The sequence below is a fragment of the Kaistia sp. SLG-1 genome (assembly GCF_059699055.1).
This window is the reverse complement of sequence record NZ_AP048544.1, coordinates 449,341-466,414: the sequence shown is the minus strand read 5'-3', so window position 1 is coordinate 466,414 and position 17,074 is coordinate 449,341. Positions and strand designations below refer to the sequence as shown.

Genomic DNA, 17,074 nt, shown 5'->3' with positions numbered 1-17,074 from the left:
GCCGCGGCTGCAAAACCGTCCCTTCCCCGCCTTGCGCGTTGACTTCCCGGCATTGCCCGATATCGTCCCGGCCGAACCATGCCGGCTAGCCTCCGCCGGACGCCGTCTAAATTCCAGGGATTGATGATGACCACGCACGACCTCGCCGCCCTCCGGACCACCGTCGAAGCCGCCTTCGAGGATCGCGCGAATGTCAGCCCGGCAACACAGGGCGCCCTGCGCTCGACGGTCGAAACGACGCTCGGACTGCTCGATCGCGGCGAGGCGCGCGTCGCCGAGAAGATCGACGGCGAGTGGGTCATCAACGACTGGCTGAAGAAGGCCGTCCTGCTCTCGTTCCGCCTGAATGACATGGCGCCGATCCCCGGCGCGCCGAACGGCTCGACCTGGTGGGACAAGGTGCCGACCAAGTTCGAGGGCTGGGGCAGCGAGGACTTCGCCAAGGCCGGCTTCCGCGCCGTGCCGGGTGCCATCGTCCGCCGCTCCGCCTATATCGCGCCGAGCGTCGTGCTGATGCCATCCTTCGTCAATCTCGGCGCCTATGTCGACACGGGCACCATGGTCGACACCTGGGCCAGCGTCGGCTCCTGCGCCCAGATCGGCAAGAACGTCCATCTTTCCGGCGGCGCCGGCATCGGCGGCGTGCTGGAGCCGCTGCAGGCAAACCCGACCATCATCGAGGACAATTGCTTCATCGGCGCCCGCTCCGAGATCGTCGAAGGCGTGATCGTAGGCGAGGGCTCGGTCATCTCGATGGGCGTCTTCATCAGCGCCTCGACCAAGATCGTCGATCGCGAGACCGGCGAGATCCATATCGGCCGCGTGCCGCCCTATTCCGTCGTCGTCTCCGGCTCGCTGCCCGGCAAGAACCTGCCCAACGGCCAGCCCGGCCCGTCTCTCTATTGCGCCGTCATCGTCAAGAAGGTTGACGCCAAGACCCGCTCGAAGACCAGCGTGAACGAGCTGCTGCGCGACTAATGCATTTCGCCGTTTCACCAACGGCGATATGCATTAGCTCCTTTCCGGTTCGCGTTTTCGTCACGCGAACCGGCATCCATTTCGCTTGAAAACGCTCCGGCAGGATCCATCGCCATGGTCAACGATCCGGTTCGCCTCCTGCAAGACTTGATCCGCTGCCCGTCGGTGACGCCGGCGGAAGGCGGGGCGCTCGCCTATCTGGAAAGCGTCCTCGTGGCCGCCGGCTTCACCGTCGATCGCCCGGTCTTCTCCGAGGCCGGCACGCCGGACGTCGAGAACCTGTTCGCGACAATCGGCTCCGGCGCGCCGCATTTCGTCTTCGCCGGCCATACCGACGTCGTGCCGCCGGGCGACACGGTGCACTGGAGCCATGACCCGTTCAGTGGCGACATCGTCGACGGCATGCTCTACGGGCGTGGCGCCGTCGACATGAAGGGCGGCATCGCCGCCTTCGTCGCCGCCGCGCTCGACTTCCTCGGGGGCGACGGCCTGAAGCAGGGCACGATCTCGCTTCTCATCACCGGCGACGAAGAGGGTCCGTCGATCAACGGCACGCCCAAGCTGCTCGCCTGGGCGACCGAGAGGGGCCACCGTTTCGACGCGGCGATCGTCGGCGAGCCGACCAATCCGCAGGCGCTCGGCGATGCGATCAAGGTCGGGCGGCGCGGCAGCCTTTCCGGCACGATCACCGTCCAGGGCCGGCAGGGCCACGTCGCCTATCCGCATCTCGCGATCAATCCGATCCCGCAGCTGACCACGCTGATCCGCCGCCTGACGGCCGAGGCTCTCGATACCGGCAGCGAGCGCTTCGACGCCTCCAACCTCGAATTCATCGGCCTCGAGGTCGACAACACGGCCTGGAACGTCATTCCGGCCGAGGCCAAGGCCCGCTTCAACATCCGCTTCAACGACCAGTGGACGCGCGACACGCTGGAAGCCTGGCTCACCAGCCGGCTGGAAGAGGCCGCGCGCGGCACCATCGAGTTCGAGCTCGATCTCGTGCCCGGCGGCAGCGACAGCTTCCTGACGCACTCGGAGACGCTGATCGGCACGCTCTCCGGCGCCATCGAGCGGTCAACGGGGCGCCAGCCGGCGCTTTCGACCAGCGGCGGCACCTCCGACGCGCGCTACATCAAGGACTATTGCCCGGTGATCGAGTTCGGCCTCGTCGGCCAGACCATGCACCAGATCGACGAGCGCGTCGCCATTGCCGATCTCGCAATCCTGAAGGATATCTATCGCGGCTTCCTCGATCAGTATTTCGCGTAAGGTGGCGGCGGGATGATCAACTCCCAGACATCCGGCGCGCTTCTGGGCGCGCTGGAATTCTTCCTCGGCCGGCGCGAGGGACTGCGGCGCTTTGATTTCAGCCTGGACGGTTTCTGGCGCTCCTTCAGCGCCATCCTCTACGTCCTGCCCTTCTTCGCCATCAACATCGCCGTCGAGCATCGCCTGCGGGCGCCCGACGTCATGGTGACGGGGCCGTCCGACGGGCTGTTCGTGCTGTCGCGGCTGCTCGATCTCGGCCTGGACTGGGTGATGATGCCGCTGCTGCTGGCCGCCTTCGCCAAGAACCTCGGCATCACGCGGACCTACGCGTCCTATATCGTCGTGCGCAACTGGGCGTCCGTCGTCATGTCGGCGCCGCAGGCGCTGATCGCGCTATTGACCGGCCTCGGCCTGATCCCGCTCGAATTCGCCGCCGTGCTGTCGCTCGCCGTCGTCGGCGTGATGCTGCGCTATCACTACCAGATCGTTGGCGCGACGCTCGGCGGCTCGGTCGCCTTCCGGGCAGGCCTCGTCGGCGCGGACCTCGCCCTAAGCCTCATCCTCAGCGGCATCTTCAGCAATCTGTTCGGCGCCTGAGCCGTAGTCGACCTGGACCAGGTAGAGCCCGCCGGGCGGCGCCACCGGGCCGCAGGCCTTGCGGTCGCGCGCCTCGAGCACATCGCCGACGCGCTCGAACGGCCACTTGCCTTCGCCGACCTTCTTCAGCGTGCCGACCATCGACCGCACCTGGTTGTGCAGGAAGGAACGGGCGGAGACGCCGAACAGGACGTGATCGCCCTCGCGGGTGATCTCGATCCGTTCCAGCGTCTTCATCGGGCTCTTGGCCTGGCAATCGGCCGAGCGGAAAGTGGTGAAATCATGCCAGCCGAGCAGCAGGTTCGCCGCCCGCTGCATCGCCTCGATGTCGAGGTACTTGCGCACGTCCCAGACGCGGTTGATCTCCAGCGCGGCGGGCGCACGTCGATCGAGGACGCGGTAGATGTAATGCCGCTTGACGGCCGAGCGCCGCGCGTCGAAATCGTCCGGCACCGGTTCGGCCTCGATCACCGCGATCGGCTCGGGGCGCAGTTGGGCGTTCATCGCGTCGCGAATGCGCAGACCCGTCCAATGGCCGGAAAGATCGAAATGCGCCACCTGGCCGGTCGCATGCACGCCGGAATCGGTGCGGCCGGCGCCGAAGGTCAGGGCCGCCTCGCCGGAAAAGCGCTCGATCGCACCTTCCAGCGATTGCTGCACCGACGGCGCATTGGCCTGTCGCTGCCAGCCGGAGTAAGGCGTGCCGTCATATTCGATCAGGAGCTTGTAGCGGGGCATCGCCCGACCTAGCCGACGACGTCGCCGGGCGCAACCGCTGCTCCGCGCAAAAACTCCGTGGCGCGCAGCGGCTTGCCGCCGGCGCGCTGCACTTCGACCAGACGGACCGCGCCCTCGCCGCAGGCGATCGTCAGCTGATCGTCCAGCACGGCGCCGGGCGCGCCGGAGCCCTCGGCGCGGGTCGAGCGCAGGACCTTGACCCGCTCGACCTTGCCGCCGAGCGTCATCTCGCACCAGGCGCCGGGAAAGGGAGACAGGCCGCGAATGTGGTCATGGACCTGCTTCGCCGGCAGCGTCCAGTCGATCCGCGCCTCGCCCTTGTCGATCTTGGCGGCGTAGGTGACGCCCTCTTCCGACTGCGGCACGCTGTCGAGGCCGCCGCGCGAGGCGGCGGCGAGCGCGCGCACCATCAGATCGGCGCCGAGCCGCGCCAGCTTGTCGTGCAGGTCGCCGGTGGTGATGTCAGGCGCGATCGCAATCTTCTCCACCATGGCGACCGGACCGGTATCGAGGCCCGCTTCCATGCGCATGACCATGACGCCGGTCTCGGCGTCGCCGGCCATGATGGCGCGATGGATCGGCGCGGCGCCGCGCCAGCGCGGCAGCAGCGAGGCGTGCAGGTTGAGGCAGCCCTCGCGCGGCGCATCGAGGATCGGCTGCGGCAGGATCAGGCCGTAGGCGACCACCACGGCGACGTCGGCGTCGAGCGAGGCGAAGGCCTCCTGCTCGTCGGCGCCCTTCAGCGATTTCGGCGTGAAGACGGGAATGCCGAAGCGCTCCGCCGTCTCCTGCACGGGCGACTTGCGCTCGGCCATGCCGCGACCGGCCGGACGGGGCGGCTGCGAATAGACGGCGACGACCTCATGCCCCTGGCCGATGATCTCGACAAGCGTGGGCACGGAAAATTCGGGCGTGCCCATGAAGACGACGCGGAGGCTCATAGCTGCCTCACATCTCGTCGGGGGTGTGCGACTTGAATTCCGGCCGGATGCCGGTCTTGGCGGCCTTGACGAACTTCTTGATCACCATGTCGCGCTTCAGCCGCGACAGGTAGTCGATGAAGAGCTTGCCATCGAGATGGTCGATCTCGTGCTGCACGCAGGTGGCGAGGATGTCGTCCGCCTCGATTTCCTGCAGCTTGCCGTCACGATCGAGATAGCGGATCCGCACGGAAGCCGGGCGCTCGACCTCGGCATAATAGTCCGGAATCGACAGGCAGCCTTCCTCATAGACCGAGCGCGCGTCGGACGAGGTCAGGATCTCGGGATTGATCAGGAACAGCGGCGCGGGCTCGCTGCCCTCCTCGCGGCCGGAAACGTCGATGGTGACGACGCGGCGCGGCACGCCGACCTGGATCGCGGCGAGGCCGATGCCCGGCGCCTCGTACATCGTCTCCAGCATGTCGTCCATGAAGCGGAGCAGTTCGTCGTCGATGCGCTCGACCGGCTCGCTGACGAGCCTCAGCTTCGCGTCCGGCAGGGTGATGATGTCGAGTAGGGCCATGAAAACCTCGGATTGAGCCGTTTCAGATAAGAGATGCGGCCGGGGCGGTCAACGAGGAATGATGGACGGGGCCGCGAGGCACCTGCGCGCATGTTCTCGTTTTGATCTCGTCTTCGAGCCCGAATCTGTTATGAAGGCTGCATGCAGGACGTCCTCTTCATCGTCGGCGACAGGCCGATCACCGTGGCCATGCTGGTGCTGGCGGCGATCGCGCTCGGCGTCGCGTTGCTTTTCCTCGTCCTCCTCGTGGTCTGGCGCGGCGCGCGCCGGCGCGACCTCCTGGAATCGGATCAGGTCGTGCAGGGCGACGAACTGGAGCGCCGCATCGCCGAACTCGTCCGCATCCAGAGCGAGATGACCGGCCGCATGCAGACGATGGCGGAGGTCTTCGGCTCGCGGCAATCGGAGCTTCTGCAAGGTCTGTCGAACCGCATGGACGGGCTCGGCCACCGCATCGGCCAGACCATGGTCGAGTCGACCCGCCACACGCATGAAAACCTCGTCCGGCTGAACGAGCGCCTCGCCGTCATCGACACGGCGCAGCGCAACATCACCGAGCTTTCCAGCCAGGTGGTCGGCCTGCAGCACATCCTCGCCAACAAGCAGACGCGCGGCGCCTTCGGCCAGGCGCGGATGGAGGCGATCGTCCAGGACGGCCTGCCGATCGGCGGCTACCAGTTCCAGGCGACGCTCTCGAACGGCAACCGGCCGGATTGCGTCGTCGCCTTCCCGAACAATACGGCCGGGCTGGTCGTCGACGCCAAGTTCCCGCTCGAGGCGTGGAACGCGATCCGCGCCGCCGAGGGGCCGGAGCTGACCCGCGCGGCGGAGACGCAATTCCGCCGCGACGTGACCAAGCACCTGAAGGACATCGCCGAGCGCTACCTGATCCCCGGCGAGACGCAGGACACGGCCTTCATGTTCGTGCCGTCGGAATCGATCTTCGCCGACATCCACGAGCGCTTCGAGGATCTGGTCCAGTCGGCGCACCGGCTCAGGATCGTCATCGTCTCGCCGTCGCTTCTGATGCTGTCGATCCAGGTGATCCAGTCGGTGCTCAAGGATGCCGGCATGCGCGAGCAGGCGCATCTCATCCAGGGCGAGGTGATGAAGCTGATGGAGGATGTCGGCCGGGTGGACGAGCGCGTCCGCAAGCTGAAGACGCATTTCGACCAGGCATCGAAGGACATCGACGACATCCTGGTCTCGACCCGCAAGCTGACCGCGCGCGGCGCCAAGATCGAGGCGCTCGAATTCGGCGACGAAGGCTCGCCGGCCTATGACCGCCAGCCGGATCTCTTGGCGGGGGAATAGCCGGTCTAGCAACGAGGTTCCCCAGAGATCTGACTTCGCCCTCTCCCTGGGGGAGAGCTTCGTGCAACACCGCCTTCATCGTACTGATCGGATTCTGCAGCCCTCCGCCGTCATCCCGGCGAAGGCCGGGATCCAGACACTCAAGCCTGCGGCAATAAGGCGGAGCTAAAGGTTTCCTGGCCGGTGTTTATGGGCCCCGGCCTCCGCCGGGGCGACGGTGCCCTACCCATAAGCTTAGGCTGCATGGCGGCCCTCCCCATAAGGGGAGGGAGAGGTCAGTAGCCCCGCCCGTCCTTCAGGAACTCGATCTCTTCCGCCGTCGAGACGCGGCCGAGATCGGCGTTGCGGTGCGGGAAGCGGCCGAAGCTTCGAATGACGTCGCGATGCTTCTCGGCATAACCGAGGAAAGAGCGATAGGTCTCCTTGTCCGCCTCCGGCGCCTCGGCCAGGAGCGCCTCGTAGAGCTCGACCGAATAATCCTGGTCGGAGAGATCCTCGCTATGCTCGAAGGGCAGATAGAGGAAGACCCGTTCCATCGGCGTGAAGCGCTCGACGCCGCCCTCGATCAGCCGCCTTGCCGCCGCACGAGCACGCGCGTCATAGGCATAGGCGCGGGGATCCTCGCGAAAGAGATTGCGCGGAAACTGGTCGAGGAAGATGACGAGGCCAATGCCGGCGGCCGGCGGCAGCGTCTCGAACGGCCAATCCGTGTCGGCGACGGCGTCGAGATGATCGCCGAAGCGGGCGCGGCAGGCATCGTCGGTCGCATCGTGGCGCGAGAACCAGATCTGAACCTGTTCAGCCGGCACGTCGGTATTGGCGATCAGTTCCTCGAACCAGAAGCGATGCGCGTCGAGGAGGATCGCGGCGGATGTTTCGGACGGCATGTGTTTCCCCCGTGATGGCGAGCAGCTTCTCGCGAGCCCTCGGCAGGCGCGAGGACTTCTCCTTGGCGGCCCGCCCCTCAGAACGGCGTGCGGGCGCGGATGGCGGCGGCGAGCGTGCCCTCGTCGAGATAGTCGAGTTCGCCGCCGACCGGCACGCCATGCGCCAGCCGCGAAACCTTGACCGGGGTGCCGGTCAGGCGATCGGTGATGACATGCGCCGTGGTCTGGCCGTCGACCGTGGCGTTGACGGCCAGGATCACTTCCGACACCTCGCCGGTCGAGCAGCGCTGGACCAGGGACTCGATGTTCAGATCCTCGGGCCCGACACCGTCGAGCGGCGACAGCGTGCCGCCGAGGACGTGATAGCGCGCCTTGATGGCGCCCGCCCGCTCCAGCGCCCAGAGATCCGAGACGTCCTCGACGACGACGATCGTCTTCGCGTCGCGCGAGGGATCGCTGCAGATCGTGCAGGGATCGGCGGTGTCGATGTTGCCACAGGTCGAGCAGGTCAGGATGCGCTCGGCCGCCACCGTCATCGCGCCGGCGAGCGGCACGAGCAGCTGGTCCTTCTTCTTCACCAGCGCCAGCGCCGCGCGCCGCGCCGAACGCGGCCCGAGGCCGGGCAGGCGCGCGAGAAGCTGGATCAGGCGTTCGATCTCGGGACCGGCGGTGCTGCGGGACATGGCCTTGGACGGAATGGAGCTCAGTTCACCCGGTTCGGGGTGTCGCAACGGGCGGACGGAACAGCTCCGCCCGCCACGTTAAGAAGGATCAGAACGGCAGCTTGAGGCCGGCCGGCAGGCCGAGGCCGCCGGTCAGTTCCTGCATCTTCTCGGCCATGGTGCGCTCGGCCTTGGCGCGCGCATCGGCATGGGCGGCGGTGATGAGATCCTCGAGGATCTCGACATCTTCCGGCTTCAGGAGCGACGGATCGATGGAGAGCTTGCGCAGGTCGCCCTTGGCCGTCATCACCAGCGTGACCAGCCCGGCGCCCGAGGAGCCCTCGACCTCGATATTGGCGACTTCGGCCTGCATGTCCTGCATCTTCGACTGCAGTTCCTTGGCCTTGCTCATCATGCCGAGAATGTCGCGCATGGGATTGCTCCTTCAGTTCGGAAATCGTTGGAAATGGATCAGTCTTCGCCGGGATCGGGCGCTTCGTCGGGGTTCTCGACCGGCACGGCGGGCGACGGCAGGCCGACGTCCTCTTCATTGCCGTGGATCTGGATGTCGACGATCTTGGCGCCGGGAAAACGGGAGAGAACGGCGGCGACGAGCGGGTCGGCGGCGGCGTCCGAGCGCTGCTTGTCGCGGGCGAAGGCGCGCGCCTCGGCGATGGTCATCTCGGTCGCTCCACGGCCGAGCGCCACGACCCAGCGATCGCCGGTCCAGTCGGTCAGCTTGCGGCCGAGATCCTGCGCCAGCGTGCGCGGCGCATCTTCGGTCGGCTCGAATTCGAGCAGGCCCGGCTCGAAGCGGATCGGCTTCACCTGTTGCTCGAGCGCCAGCTTCAGCGGGATGTCGCGCTTGAGGCCGACATAGGCGACGAGATCCTCGAAGCGCTGGAAACGGACGGCCGGCTCGGCCTTCGCCTGCGGCGCGCCGGCGGGCTGCGCCATGGCAACGGACATCGGCGCCGCGCTGGCAATGGTGCGCATCTGACCGACGGGACCGCCGCCCTGGATCGAGGAAGGCTGCGGCGCCGAACCCGGCGAGCCCGAGATCTGCGGTGCGCCGCCGCCGGCGGAGAAATTGCCGCTCTTCAGGAGGCGCAGCGCCTCGTCCGGGGTCGGCAGGTCGGCGGCGTGGGCGATGCGGATCAGAACCATGTCGGCGGCGGCGAGCGGCCGGCTCGAACTGGAGACTTCCTCGATGCCCTTCAGGAGCATCTGCCAGGCGCGCGCCAGCACGCGGAGCGACACGGTCTCGGCGAGCGCACGGCCCCGCGTCCGCTCGTCCTGCGGCAGGGCGGCGTCCTCGCCGCTGTCCGGCACGACCTTGAAGCGGGTCACGGCATGGGTGAAGGCAGCGAGATCCTGCAGCACGACGGCCGGATCAGCGCCGATGTCGTATTGTTCCTTGAGCAGCGACAGCGCTTCCGCGATGCGGCCGCCCATCAGCGCCTCGAACAGGTCGATGACGCGGGCGCGGTCGGCAAGGCCGAGCATGCCGCGCACGTCCTCGGCCGTGATGGCGCCGGCGCCATGCGCGATCGCCTGGTCGAGCAGGGAGAGCGAATCGCGCGCCGAGCCTTCGGCGGCGCGGGCGATCATCGCCAGCGCGTCGTCGCCGATCGCGACCTGCTCCTTGTCGGTGATCGAGCGCAACAGGCCGATCAGCCGGTCCGATTCGATCCGGCGCAGGTCGAAGCGCTGGCAGCGCGACAGCACCGTGACCGGAACCTTGCGAATCTCGGTCGTCGCGAAGATGAACTTCACATGCTCGGGCGGCTCCTCGAGCGTCTTCAGCAGGCCGTTGAAGGCCGCGCCCGACAGCATGTGCACTTCGTCGAGGATGTAGACCTTGTAGCGCGCCGAGACCGGCTTGTAGCGCACGGCCTCGATGATCTCGCGGATGTTGTCGATGCCGTTGTTCGACGCCGCGTCCATCTCGAGAACGTCGACATGGCGCCCTTCCATGATCTCGGCGCAATGGACGCCGAGCTCGGGCATATCGATGGTCGGGCGGTCGATCTTGCCCGGAATCGAATAGTTGAGGCCGCGCGCAAGAATGCGCGCCGTCGTCGTCTTGCCGACGCCGCGGACGCCGGTGAGCATGTAGGCCTGCGCGATGCGGCCAGTCTCGAACGCGTTCTTCAGCGTGCGGACCATCGGCTCCTGGCCGACGAGATCGTCGAAGCTTTTCGGCCGGTATTTGCGCGCGAGCACGCGGTAGGCGCCGTTCGCGCCATCCTTCGGTGTGCTGGAAAGATCACCGCCGTCCATGCGTCGCCGTTGCCGCCCCTGCTTCCGGGTCCCATCCACGCCGCCCTCGCGGGCAAGCCTCTTCGACCTTAGCACACCCTTGAGGGCGCGCCGTCATCGAGGCTGACGCGATGGCTGGGGAAAAGGTAGGAGGCTGGCACGCGACCCGTGCCGTGGCTCGTTGGGGCTGCTTCCTTCCGGACCTGACCCGATTGGCGAGTGGCTCGTCCACCACCAACCTCCCGCGGAGACATATCGTCGTTCCCGATCGAAATGGCAAGCCCGAAGCGCGCACGGGGGCTATCGCGGTGAAGGGGTCTGTGGCGTAATCAACGGATTCCCTTCGAGTCGGCGCCCGCCGGCCGCTCTCATCGCACACCACAGCAGCATCATGGCCCGTAATTTCTTCGATCGCTTGCCATCCGTCGAGCCCAGCACGACTGTCGGCTTTTCCGGCAATTCGCTCGACCGACGCAGCGAGGCGCGCAACGAATCGACGCTCGTCGCCGCCCTCGCCGATCCGAATGCGCGCGTCTATCTGCTGCGCGGCGACGAGGCGATGATCCGCGCCGGCGGCGCGACGGAGAGCCTGTTCAGCCTGAAGGAAGCGCGCGCGCTGGGCGCCGTGATGGACGACGCCATCCTGCTCGGCTGGGAGAATTCGGCCCCGCGGATCGCGGCGATCGTCGGCAGCGACACCTCATTCGACGTCGACGCCTTCCATGCCGTGCCGCTCCGGACGCTGGCGATCAACGCCTTTTCCGGCAGCATCCTTTCCGACACGGTCGAACCCGCGACGCTCGGCGCGCTGGCGCAGGCGCGGGCCCTTTTGCACTGGCACGCCGCCAACCGCTTCTGCGGCCGCTGCGGCACGCGTTCCGCCATGGCGCTCGGCGGCTACCGGCGCGACTGTCCGAACTGCGGCCTGCAGAAGTTCCCCCGCACCGATCCGGTGGCGATCATGCTGGCGGTCGACGGGGACCGCTGCCTGATGGGCCGGCAGGCGCGCTTCGCCCCCGGCACCTATTCCTGCCTCGCCGGCTTCGTCGAACCCGGCGAGACGATCGAGGACGCGGTCCGCCGCGAGATCCAGGAAGAAGCCGGCATCCGGATCGGCCGCGTCGTCTACCACGCCAGCCAGCCCTGGCCGTTCCCGATGTCGCTGATGATCGGCTGCATCGCCGAGGCGGTCTCGACCGACATCGTGCCGGATACGGAAGAGCTGGAGGATTGCCGCTGGTTCTCGCGCGAGGAGACGCGCGCCATGCTCGACGGCGAGCATCCCGACGGGCTTTCGACACCGCCCAGGATGGCGATCGCCCATACGCTGATCCGCGCCTGGGTCGAGGCGGGCTAGGATCCGGACGCAATCAGGGATGGCGCGACGGCGGGCGAGCGGACCGGGGTAATGGCTCCGTCCAATCAGCCGTGGTGAAGCAGTTCCCGGGCCAGCAAGTCGGGATGCGTGATCATCACATCATGCGGCGCGTCAATCTCGAGATAGCGCCATCCAGCGTCGGATTGCACGCGCCGGATAGAAGTCGCAAGCAAGTCGCCGGGCGCTTGCGCGCAGCGGATATAGGTTTTCCGCTGCACGTTCAGCGCCTGAGGCAGGGAGACTCGTTCGAAGTAGCTTTCGACTGGCTGCGGGGTCAGCCGGGCGTCTACCCAACTTTGGTCGTCTGCTGCGACGCCGAACAGCGATGATGGGATCGGCGGAATGCTCCAGCCATTATCGCCTTCGGCAGCCTGCCGATAGCGCTCTATCATGGCCGGCGCATGGTCCAGCAGCATTTCGCCATCGACTGGCAGGAAAGCATCAAGCAGCACGAGATGGGAGATCAGACGGCCGAGCCGATGTGCCGCCGCCGTGGCGGGAAAGCCGCCGTAGCTGTGGCCAACGAGGGTGATGTCTCGAAGCCCGGCATCACTCACATAGGTCGCGATATCATCGATATGCGTCGATAGATCGATCCCGCGCGATATCAAATGCGCTCGGTCGCCCAACCCGCTCAAGGTTGGCTGATGGACCTGGTGCCCGGCGCTTTCCAGCAGGGGAGCGACACGATCCCAACACCAGCCGCCATGCCATGCGCCATGAATGAGGACGAACGTGGTCACCTGTCTTCTCCTCACGGCATGGCCAATGCCCGGACAAGGCGCCGGTCGGCCGGCGCCTGATCCGTTTCGAAGACTAGCCGCGCGGCTCGACGACGTCGGCGCGGAACGGCGCCGCCGGATAGACGCCCAAAATGCGCAGCTCGGCCGAGAAGAAGGCGAGCTCTTCCAGCGCGTGGGCGAGGCCGACATCCTGCGGGTGCCCCTCGACATCGACATAGAAGCGCGTCGCCGAGAAGCGGCCGTCGAGCTGGTAGCTCTCGAGCTTGGTCATGTTGATGCCGTTGGTGGCAAAGCCGCCGAGCGCCTTGTAGAGCGCCGCCGGAATGTTGCGGACGCGGAAGACGAACGTCGTGATCACCGGCCCGGCGCCATAGGCGGCATTCTGCGGCTCGCGCGACAGGATGACGAAGCGCGTCGTGTTGTGGGCGGCGTCCTCGACGTTCTCGGCGAGGATATCCAAACCGTAGATCTCGGCGGCGAAGCGGGGCGCGAGCGCGGCCCGGGTCAGGTCGCCCGATTCGGAGATGATGCGCGCGGCGCCCGCCGTGTCGCCGGCGACGATGGCGCGATAGCCATGTTCGCGCATGATGCGGCGGCACTGGCCGAGCGCATGGACATGGCTTTCCACCGTCTTGATCGTCTCCAGCGTCGCGCCCTTCAGCGCCATCAGCTGGAAGCGAATCGGCAGGAAGTACTCACCGATGATGTGCAGGCCCGAATCGGGCAGCAGGTGGTGGATGTCGGCGACGCGGCCGGCGAGCGAGTTCTCGATCGGGATCATCGCCAGATCGACATCGCCGCGCGCGATCGCCTGAAAGCAATCCTCGAAGGTCGGCGCCGGCACAGCCTCGTAGTCGGGATAGACGTCGGCGCAGGCGATGTGGGAATTGGCGCCAGGTTCGCCCTGGAACACGATCTTCTTCATGGAGTGAGACTTCTGTTCAAGATTGCCGTCGGTCCAGCCGGCCGGCGTCATTGGCGGGCGGCGAGAAGGATGCGCGCCCGTTCGAGATCGGCGGGAGTATCGACACCGAGCGGCACCGCGTCAACGAGCGCGACGTCGATGCGCATGCCGGCTTCCAGCGCCCGCAACTGCTCCAGCTTCTCGCGCCGCTCCAGCGCCGAGGGCGGCAAGGCGACATAGCGATCCAGCGCCGCCCGGCGATAGGCATAGAGCCCGATATGGTGCAACAGCGGCCCCTCGCCCCAGGGCGCGGTGGCCCGGGTGAAATAGAGCGCGCGAAGCCGATCGGCGGAGAGCGGCGAGCCGACGATCTTCACGACATTCGGGTTGGTGCGGTCCTCGTCCCGATCGATCAGCGCCGCGATGGTGGCGATATCGACGGCGGGATCGGCGAGCGGCGCGAAGCAGGCGGCGATCGAGGCCGGCTCGATGGTCGGGAGATCGCCCTGCACGTTGACGATGACGTCATGGCGGCGGGCCGAATCAATCAGCTCGGCCGCCTCATGGATGCGGGCCGAACCGTTCTCGTGGTCCGCCCGCGTCAGCACCGCCTCGCCGCCCGCTTGCTCCACGGCGGCGGCGATACCGGCGTCGTCCGTCGCCACGACCACCCGCCCGATCCGCGCCTCGGTGGCGCGCCGCCAGACATGCACGATCATCGGTTCGCCGTTGATATCGGCGAGCGGCTTGCCCGGCAGGCGCGTCGCGGCCATGCGGGCGGGGATAAGGACGAGGGCCTCGGCGGCAGAACTCATCGGGTTTTCCTTGATTTGCCCGGCATGGCGACATGCCGGTGTCAAAACGTCTCAATCTGGGGACGTTCATACGTATTGCGCCACACACTGGAAAGCTTGTAGTTTCCGCGCCACACGAGGGGGGCATGGCGCCATGGGGCTGCCGGTTCCCATAGCCTAATTGAATCGCCTGGGGCCTAGATCGATGGATTCATTCGAACTCAACAAGATTGTCGGCGCGGTCTTGTTCACGCTTCTGGTGGTCATGTCGCTGAGCATTTTCGCCGGCGAGATCTATTCGCCAGCCCATCCGGAGAAGCCGGGCTTCATCATCGAGGTCGCGGAAGAGGCGCCGGGCGCCGCCGCTGGCGGCCCGGCCGCCGCGCAGGAGCCGCCGGTCGCGGTCCTGCTCGCGAGCGCCAAGGTCGAGGCCGGCGAGGCCGTCTCCAAGAAGTGCGCCGCCTGCCACAACTTCGTCGAGGGCGCCGGCACCAAGGTCGGTCCGGACCTCTACAACGTCATCGATCGTCCGATCGGCTCGGCCGAGGGGTTCAAGTACTCCGGCGTGATGACGACCGCGCATGACGAAGGCAAGAAGTGGACCTACGAGCACCTCTACCACTTCCTGAAGAACCCGAAGGCCGACATGCCGGGCACGGCGATGGGCTTCGCCGGTATCTCGAAGCCGGAAGATCGCGCCAACCTGATCGCCTATCTCCGCACGCTGTCGCACAGCCCGGTTCCGCTGCCCGAGCCCGAGGCGGCTGCTCCCGCCGAGGCCGCTCCGGCCGCCGCTGAAGCCCCGGCTGCTCCGGCCGCCGAAGCCCCGGCAGCTCCCGCTGCGCCGGCAACCGAGACCCCGGCTGCGCCCGCCGCTCCGGCAGCGCCTGCCGCGACCGAGGCACCGGCAGCTCCGGCTGCCCCTGAGGCTCCGGCTGCTCCCGCGGCACCCGCTGCCCCGGAGGCGCCCGCCGCACCGGCAGCTCCGGCTCCGGCCCAGCAGCCCGCGACGCCCTGAGCGCATCCAGCACTGCGACACTGAGAAAAGGCCGGAGACATTCTCCGGCCTTTTTCTGTTGCGATGCCGGTTGCCGCGGATCACGCAGGAGTTGCCCTGCGTGTAATCCGCCTTAGTAATGTGAGTCATTCGCCGGAGAATCGCGCCCATGAAACTCGCCGCCGCCGCCCTGCTCAGCCTGTCGCTCCTGTTGCCAGCGACAACAGGCGCCGTGGCGGCCGAGGAATGGCGGCATGCGACCTCGCTGATCGGCGAACCGGCAAACCCCGACGGGTTCAAGCACTACGATTACGTCAATCCCGATGCGCCGAAGGGCGGGACTTCGAACCGCGCCGCCGTCGGCACCTTTGACAGCCTCAACCCCTACATCGTGCAGGGGACGCCGGCCTCCGGCTTCGCCCAGTTCGGCGGCGGCCTGCTCTACGACACGCTGATGGAGCAGGCGACCGACCAGGCCGGCACCAATTACGGCCTGATCGCCGAGGCGGTCCTCTATCCGGACGACTACAGCTGGGTGAAGTTCCGTCTGAACCCGACGGCGCGCTGGCATGACGGAAAGCCGATCACGCCGGAGGACGTCATCTGGTCGTTCGAGACGCTGAAGGCCCAGAGCCCGATGTACAACAAGTACTACGCCAATGTGGTGAAGGCCGAGATCACCGGCGATCGCGAGGTGACCTTCACCTTCGACAAGGCGGGCAATCGGGAACTGCCGAACATCATGGGCGATCTCGCCGTGCTGCCGAAGCACTGGTGGGACGGCACCGACGCCAGCGGCAAGAAGCGCGACATCTCGAAGTCGACACTCGAGATCCCGCTCGGCTCCGGAGCCTATCAGGTTGAATCGATGAGCCCCGGCCGCCAGATCGTCTGGAAGCGGGTCCCCGACTATTGGGCCAAGGACCTGCCGACCCAGGTCGGCCGGCACAATTTCGATCGTATCAAGGTCGACTACTACCGCGATCCGAACGCCGCCTGGGAGGCCTTCAAGAAGGGCGGCCTCGACGATTACCGGCTGGAAAACCGCATCGGCCGGTGGATGACGGAATATGACTTCGACGCCGTGAAGAGCGGCAAGGTCGTCCAGCACTCGTTCCCGATCGCCTCGTCCGGGCGCATGCAGGGCTATGTTCTCAACCAGCGCCGCGACAAGTTCCGGGACCCGCGCGTCCGCGAGGCGCTCAACTACGTCTTCGATTTCGAGACGATGAACCGCACGCTGTTCTTCGACAAGTACAAGCGGATCAACAGCTATTTCGCCGGCATCGACCTCGCCTCCAGCGGCCTGCCGCAGGGCGAGGAACTCGAGATCCTCGAAACCGTCCGCGACAAGGTTCCGCCCGAGGTCTTCACCAAGGAATTCAAGCTGCCGGTCAACGACACGCCGCAGGCCTTCCGCGACAACCTCCGCCAGGCCATCGCGCTGCTGCAGGAGGCGGGCTGGGTCCTGAAGGGCAACAAGATGGTCAACGCCGAGACCGGCGAACCCTTCACCATCGAGTTCCTCGAAAGCGACCCGTCCTTCGAGCGCGTCGTCTCCCCCTACATCCAGAACCTGAAGCGCATCGGCATCGACGCCCGGCTGCGGGTCGTCGACACGGCGCAGTATGTCGCCCGCGTCAACGATTTCGATTTCGACGTCGTCTCGACGGTGATCCCGCAGTCGCACTCGCCCGGCAACGAGCAGCGCGAGATGTGGGGCTCGGCCGCCGCCGACGTCAAAGGCAGCCGCAACCTGATGGGCATCAAGGATCCGGCCGTCGACGCCCTGATCGACCGGGTCGTGTTCGCCAAGAACCGTGACGAGCTGGTCGCTGCCACGCACGCCCTCGATCGCGTGCTGCTCTGGAACTACTACGTCGTCCCGCAATGGTTCAGCGACACCATCAACGTCGCCTACTGGAACAAGTTCGGGATTCCCGACAAGCAGCCCGAATATGCCGGCATCGACATCGAATCCTGGTGGATCGACCCGGCCAAGGAAAAGGCCCTGGGGGCCAAGCCTTGAGCGGCGCGGCTTCCCGCCT

The 17,074-nt window shown here is 66.9% G+C and carries 17 protein-coding genes and 1 other RNA gene; 7 read left to right on the top strand and 11 right to left on the bottom strand.

Annotated elements, in window-relative coordinates; genetic code table 11:
* Nucleotides 1–126: 126 nt before the first annotated feature.
* The 3 genes from dapD to AC6HZP_RS02120 all read left to right on the top strand — a co-directional run bounded on the left by dapD (nucleotide 127) and on the right by AC6HZP_RS02120 (nucleotide 2,844).
* Nucleotides 127–978 (top strand): 2,3,4,5-tetrahydropyridine-2,6-dicarboxylate N-succinyltransferase, encoded by an 852-nt coding sequence (dapD, locus tag AC6HZP_RS02130; RefSeq protein WP_497525203.1) that lies wholly within the window; start codon nucleotides 127–129, stop codon nucleotides 976–978.
* Between the two features lie 114 nt (nucleotides 979–1,092).
* Nucleotides 1,093–2,247, top strand: a complete 1,155-nt coding sequence (gene dapE, locus AC6HZP_RS02125) for a succinyl-diaminopimelate desuccinylase (RefSeq protein ID WP_497525202.1) — start codon at nucleotides 1,093–1,095, stop codon at nucleotides 2,245–2,247.
* Nucleotides 2,248–2,259: 12 nt separating this feature from the next.
* Nucleotides 2,260–2,844, top strand: a complete 585-nt coding sequence (locus AC6HZP_RS02120; protein WP_201401887.1) for a hypothetical protein — start codon at nucleotides 2,260–2,262, stop codon at nucleotides 2,842–2,844.
* Here AC6HZP_RS02120 and truA read toward each other — a convergent pair.
* Genes truA through def form a run of 3 tightly spaced genes read right to left on the bottom strand, consistent with a single transcriptional unit; the run spans nucleotide 2,797 to nucleotide 5,085 of the window.
* Nucleotides 2,797–3,582 carry a tRNA pseudouridine(38-40) synthase TruA gene (truA, locus tag AC6HZP_RS02115; RefSeq protein WP_497525201.1) on the bottom strand — a complete coding sequence of 262 codons (786 nt, stop codon included), beginning with the start codon at nucleotides 3,580–3,582 and terminating at the stop codon, nucleotides 2,797–2,799. The genes AC6HZP_RS02120 and truA overlap by 48 nt on opposite strands.
* An 8-nt stretch (nucleotides 3,583–3,590) precedes the next feature.
* Complete coding sequence (fmt, locus tag AC6HZP_RS02110; RefSeq protein WP_497525200.1) at nucleotides 3,591–4,523, bottom strand: methionyl-tRNA formyltransferase; 933 nt, start codon at nucleotides 4,521–4,523, stop codon at nucleotides 3,591–3,593.
* A 7-nt stretch (nucleotides 4,524–4,530) separates the two neighbouring features.
* Entirely contained in the window at nucleotides 4,531–5,085 is a 555-nt protein-coding gene (gene def / locus AC6HZP_RS02105; protein ID WP_201401884.1) for a peptide deformylase, read from the bottom strand.
* A 141-nt stretch (nucleotides 5,086–5,226) separates the two neighbouring features.
* On the opposite strand from def, the gene AC6HZP_RS02100 reads away from it, so the two are divergent.
* The gene (locus tag AC6HZP_RS02100; protein WP_497525199.1) at nucleotides 5,227–6,399 is read left to right on the top strand and encodes a DNA recombination protein RmuC; all 1,173 of its coding nucleotides are present in this window, start codon (nucleotides 5,227–5,229) and stop codon (nucleotides 6,397–6,399) included.
* Between the two features lie 275 nt (nucleotides 6,400–6,674).
* On the opposite strand, the gene AC6HZP_RS02095 is transcribed toward AC6HZP_RS02100, so the two are convergent.
* The 5 genes from AC6HZP_RS02095 to ffs all read right to left on the bottom strand — a co-directional run bounded on the left by AC6HZP_RS02095 (nucleotide 6,675) and on the right by ffs (nucleotide 10,453).
* Entirely contained in the window at nucleotides 6,675–7,286 is a 612-nt protein-coding gene (locus tag AC6HZP_RS02095) for a DUF924 family protein (protein WP_497525198.1), read from the bottom strand.
* A gap of 77 nt (nucleotides 7,287–7,363) precedes the next feature.
* Entirely contained in the window at nucleotides 7,364–7,969 is a 606-nt protein-coding gene (gene recR, locus AC6HZP_RS02090) for a recombination mediator RecR (RefSeq protein ID WP_497525197.1), read from the bottom strand.
* 88 nt (nucleotides 7,970–8,057) lie between these two features.
* On the bottom strand, nucleotides 8,058–8,381 hold the full coding sequence (locus tag AC6HZP_RS02085) for a YbaB/EbfC family nucleoid-associated protein (protein ID WP_497525196.1): 324 nt from the start codon (nucleotides 8,379–8,381) through the stop codon (nucleotides 8,058–8,060).
* Nucleotides 8,382–8,419: 38 nt separating this feature from the next.
* Nucleotides 8,420–10,231, bottom strand: a complete 1,812-nt coding sequence (locus AC6HZP_RS02080) for a DNA polymerase III subunit gamma/tau (RefSeq protein WP_497525195.1) — start codon at nucleotides 10,229–10,231, stop codon at nucleotides 8,420–8,422.
* Nucleotides 10,232–10,356: 125 nt separating this feature from the next.
* Nucleotides 10,357–10,453: signal recognition particle sRNA small type (ffs, locus tag AC6HZP_RS02075), an RNA gene on the bottom strand.
* Between the two features lie 148 nt (nucleotides 10,454–10,601).
* On the opposite strand from ffs, the gene nudC reads away from it, so the two are divergent.
* Nucleotides 10,602–11,567 carry an NAD(+) diphosphatase gene (nudC, locus tag AC6HZP_RS02070; RefSeq protein ID WP_497525194.1) on the top strand — a complete coding sequence of 322 codons (966 nt, stop codon included), beginning with the start codon at nucleotides 10,602–10,604 and terminating at the stop codon, nucleotides 11,565–11,567.
* Nucleotides 11,568–11,632: 65 nt separating this feature from the next.
* Here the strand turns inward: nudC and AC6HZP_RS02065 are convergent, their stop codons facing one another.
* From AC6HZP_RS02065 to AC6HZP_RS02055, 3 genes are all read right to left on the bottom strand, one after another.
* Entirely contained in the window at nucleotides 11,633–12,331 is a 699-nt protein-coding gene (locus tag AC6HZP_RS02065; RefSeq protein ID WP_497525193.1) for an alpha/beta fold hydrolase, read from the bottom strand.
* Nucleotides 12,332–12,404: 73 nt separating this feature from the next.
* Nucleotides 12,405–13,256 carry a prephenate dehydratase gene (locus AC6HZP_RS02060; RefSeq protein ID WP_201401876.1) on the bottom strand — a complete coding sequence of 284 codons (852 nt, stop codon included), beginning with the start codon at nucleotides 13,254–13,256 and terminating at the stop codon, nucleotides 12,405–12,407.
* 47 nt (nucleotides 13,257–13,303) lie between these two features.
* On the bottom strand, nucleotides 13,304–14,050 hold the full coding sequence (locus tag AC6HZP_RS02055; protein WP_497525192.1) for a 3-deoxy-manno-octulosonate cytidylyltransferase: 747 nt from the start codon (nucleotides 14,048–14,050) through the stop codon (nucleotides 13,304–13,306).
* A 184-nt stretch (nucleotides 14,051–14,234) separates the two neighbouring features.
* Between AC6HZP_RS02055 and AC6HZP_RS02050 the strand changes: the two genes are divergently transcribed.
* Together AC6HZP_RS02050 and AC6HZP_RS02045 are read left to right on the top strand one after the other, a co-directional pair.
* Entirely contained in the window at nucleotides 14,235–15,047 is an 813-nt protein-coding gene (locus AC6HZP_RS02050) for a c-type cytochrome (RefSeq protein ID WP_497525191.1), read from the top strand.
* A gap of 148 nt (nucleotides 15,048–15,195) precedes the next feature.
* Nucleotides 15,196–17,055: an extracellular solute-binding protein gene (locus AC6HZP_RS02045; protein WP_497525190.1), complete on the top strand. Its 1,860-nt coding sequence runs from the start codon at nucleotides 15,196–15,198 to the stop codon at nucleotides 17,053–17,055.
* The last annotated feature ends 19 nt before the right edge of the window (nucleotides 17,056–17,074 follow it).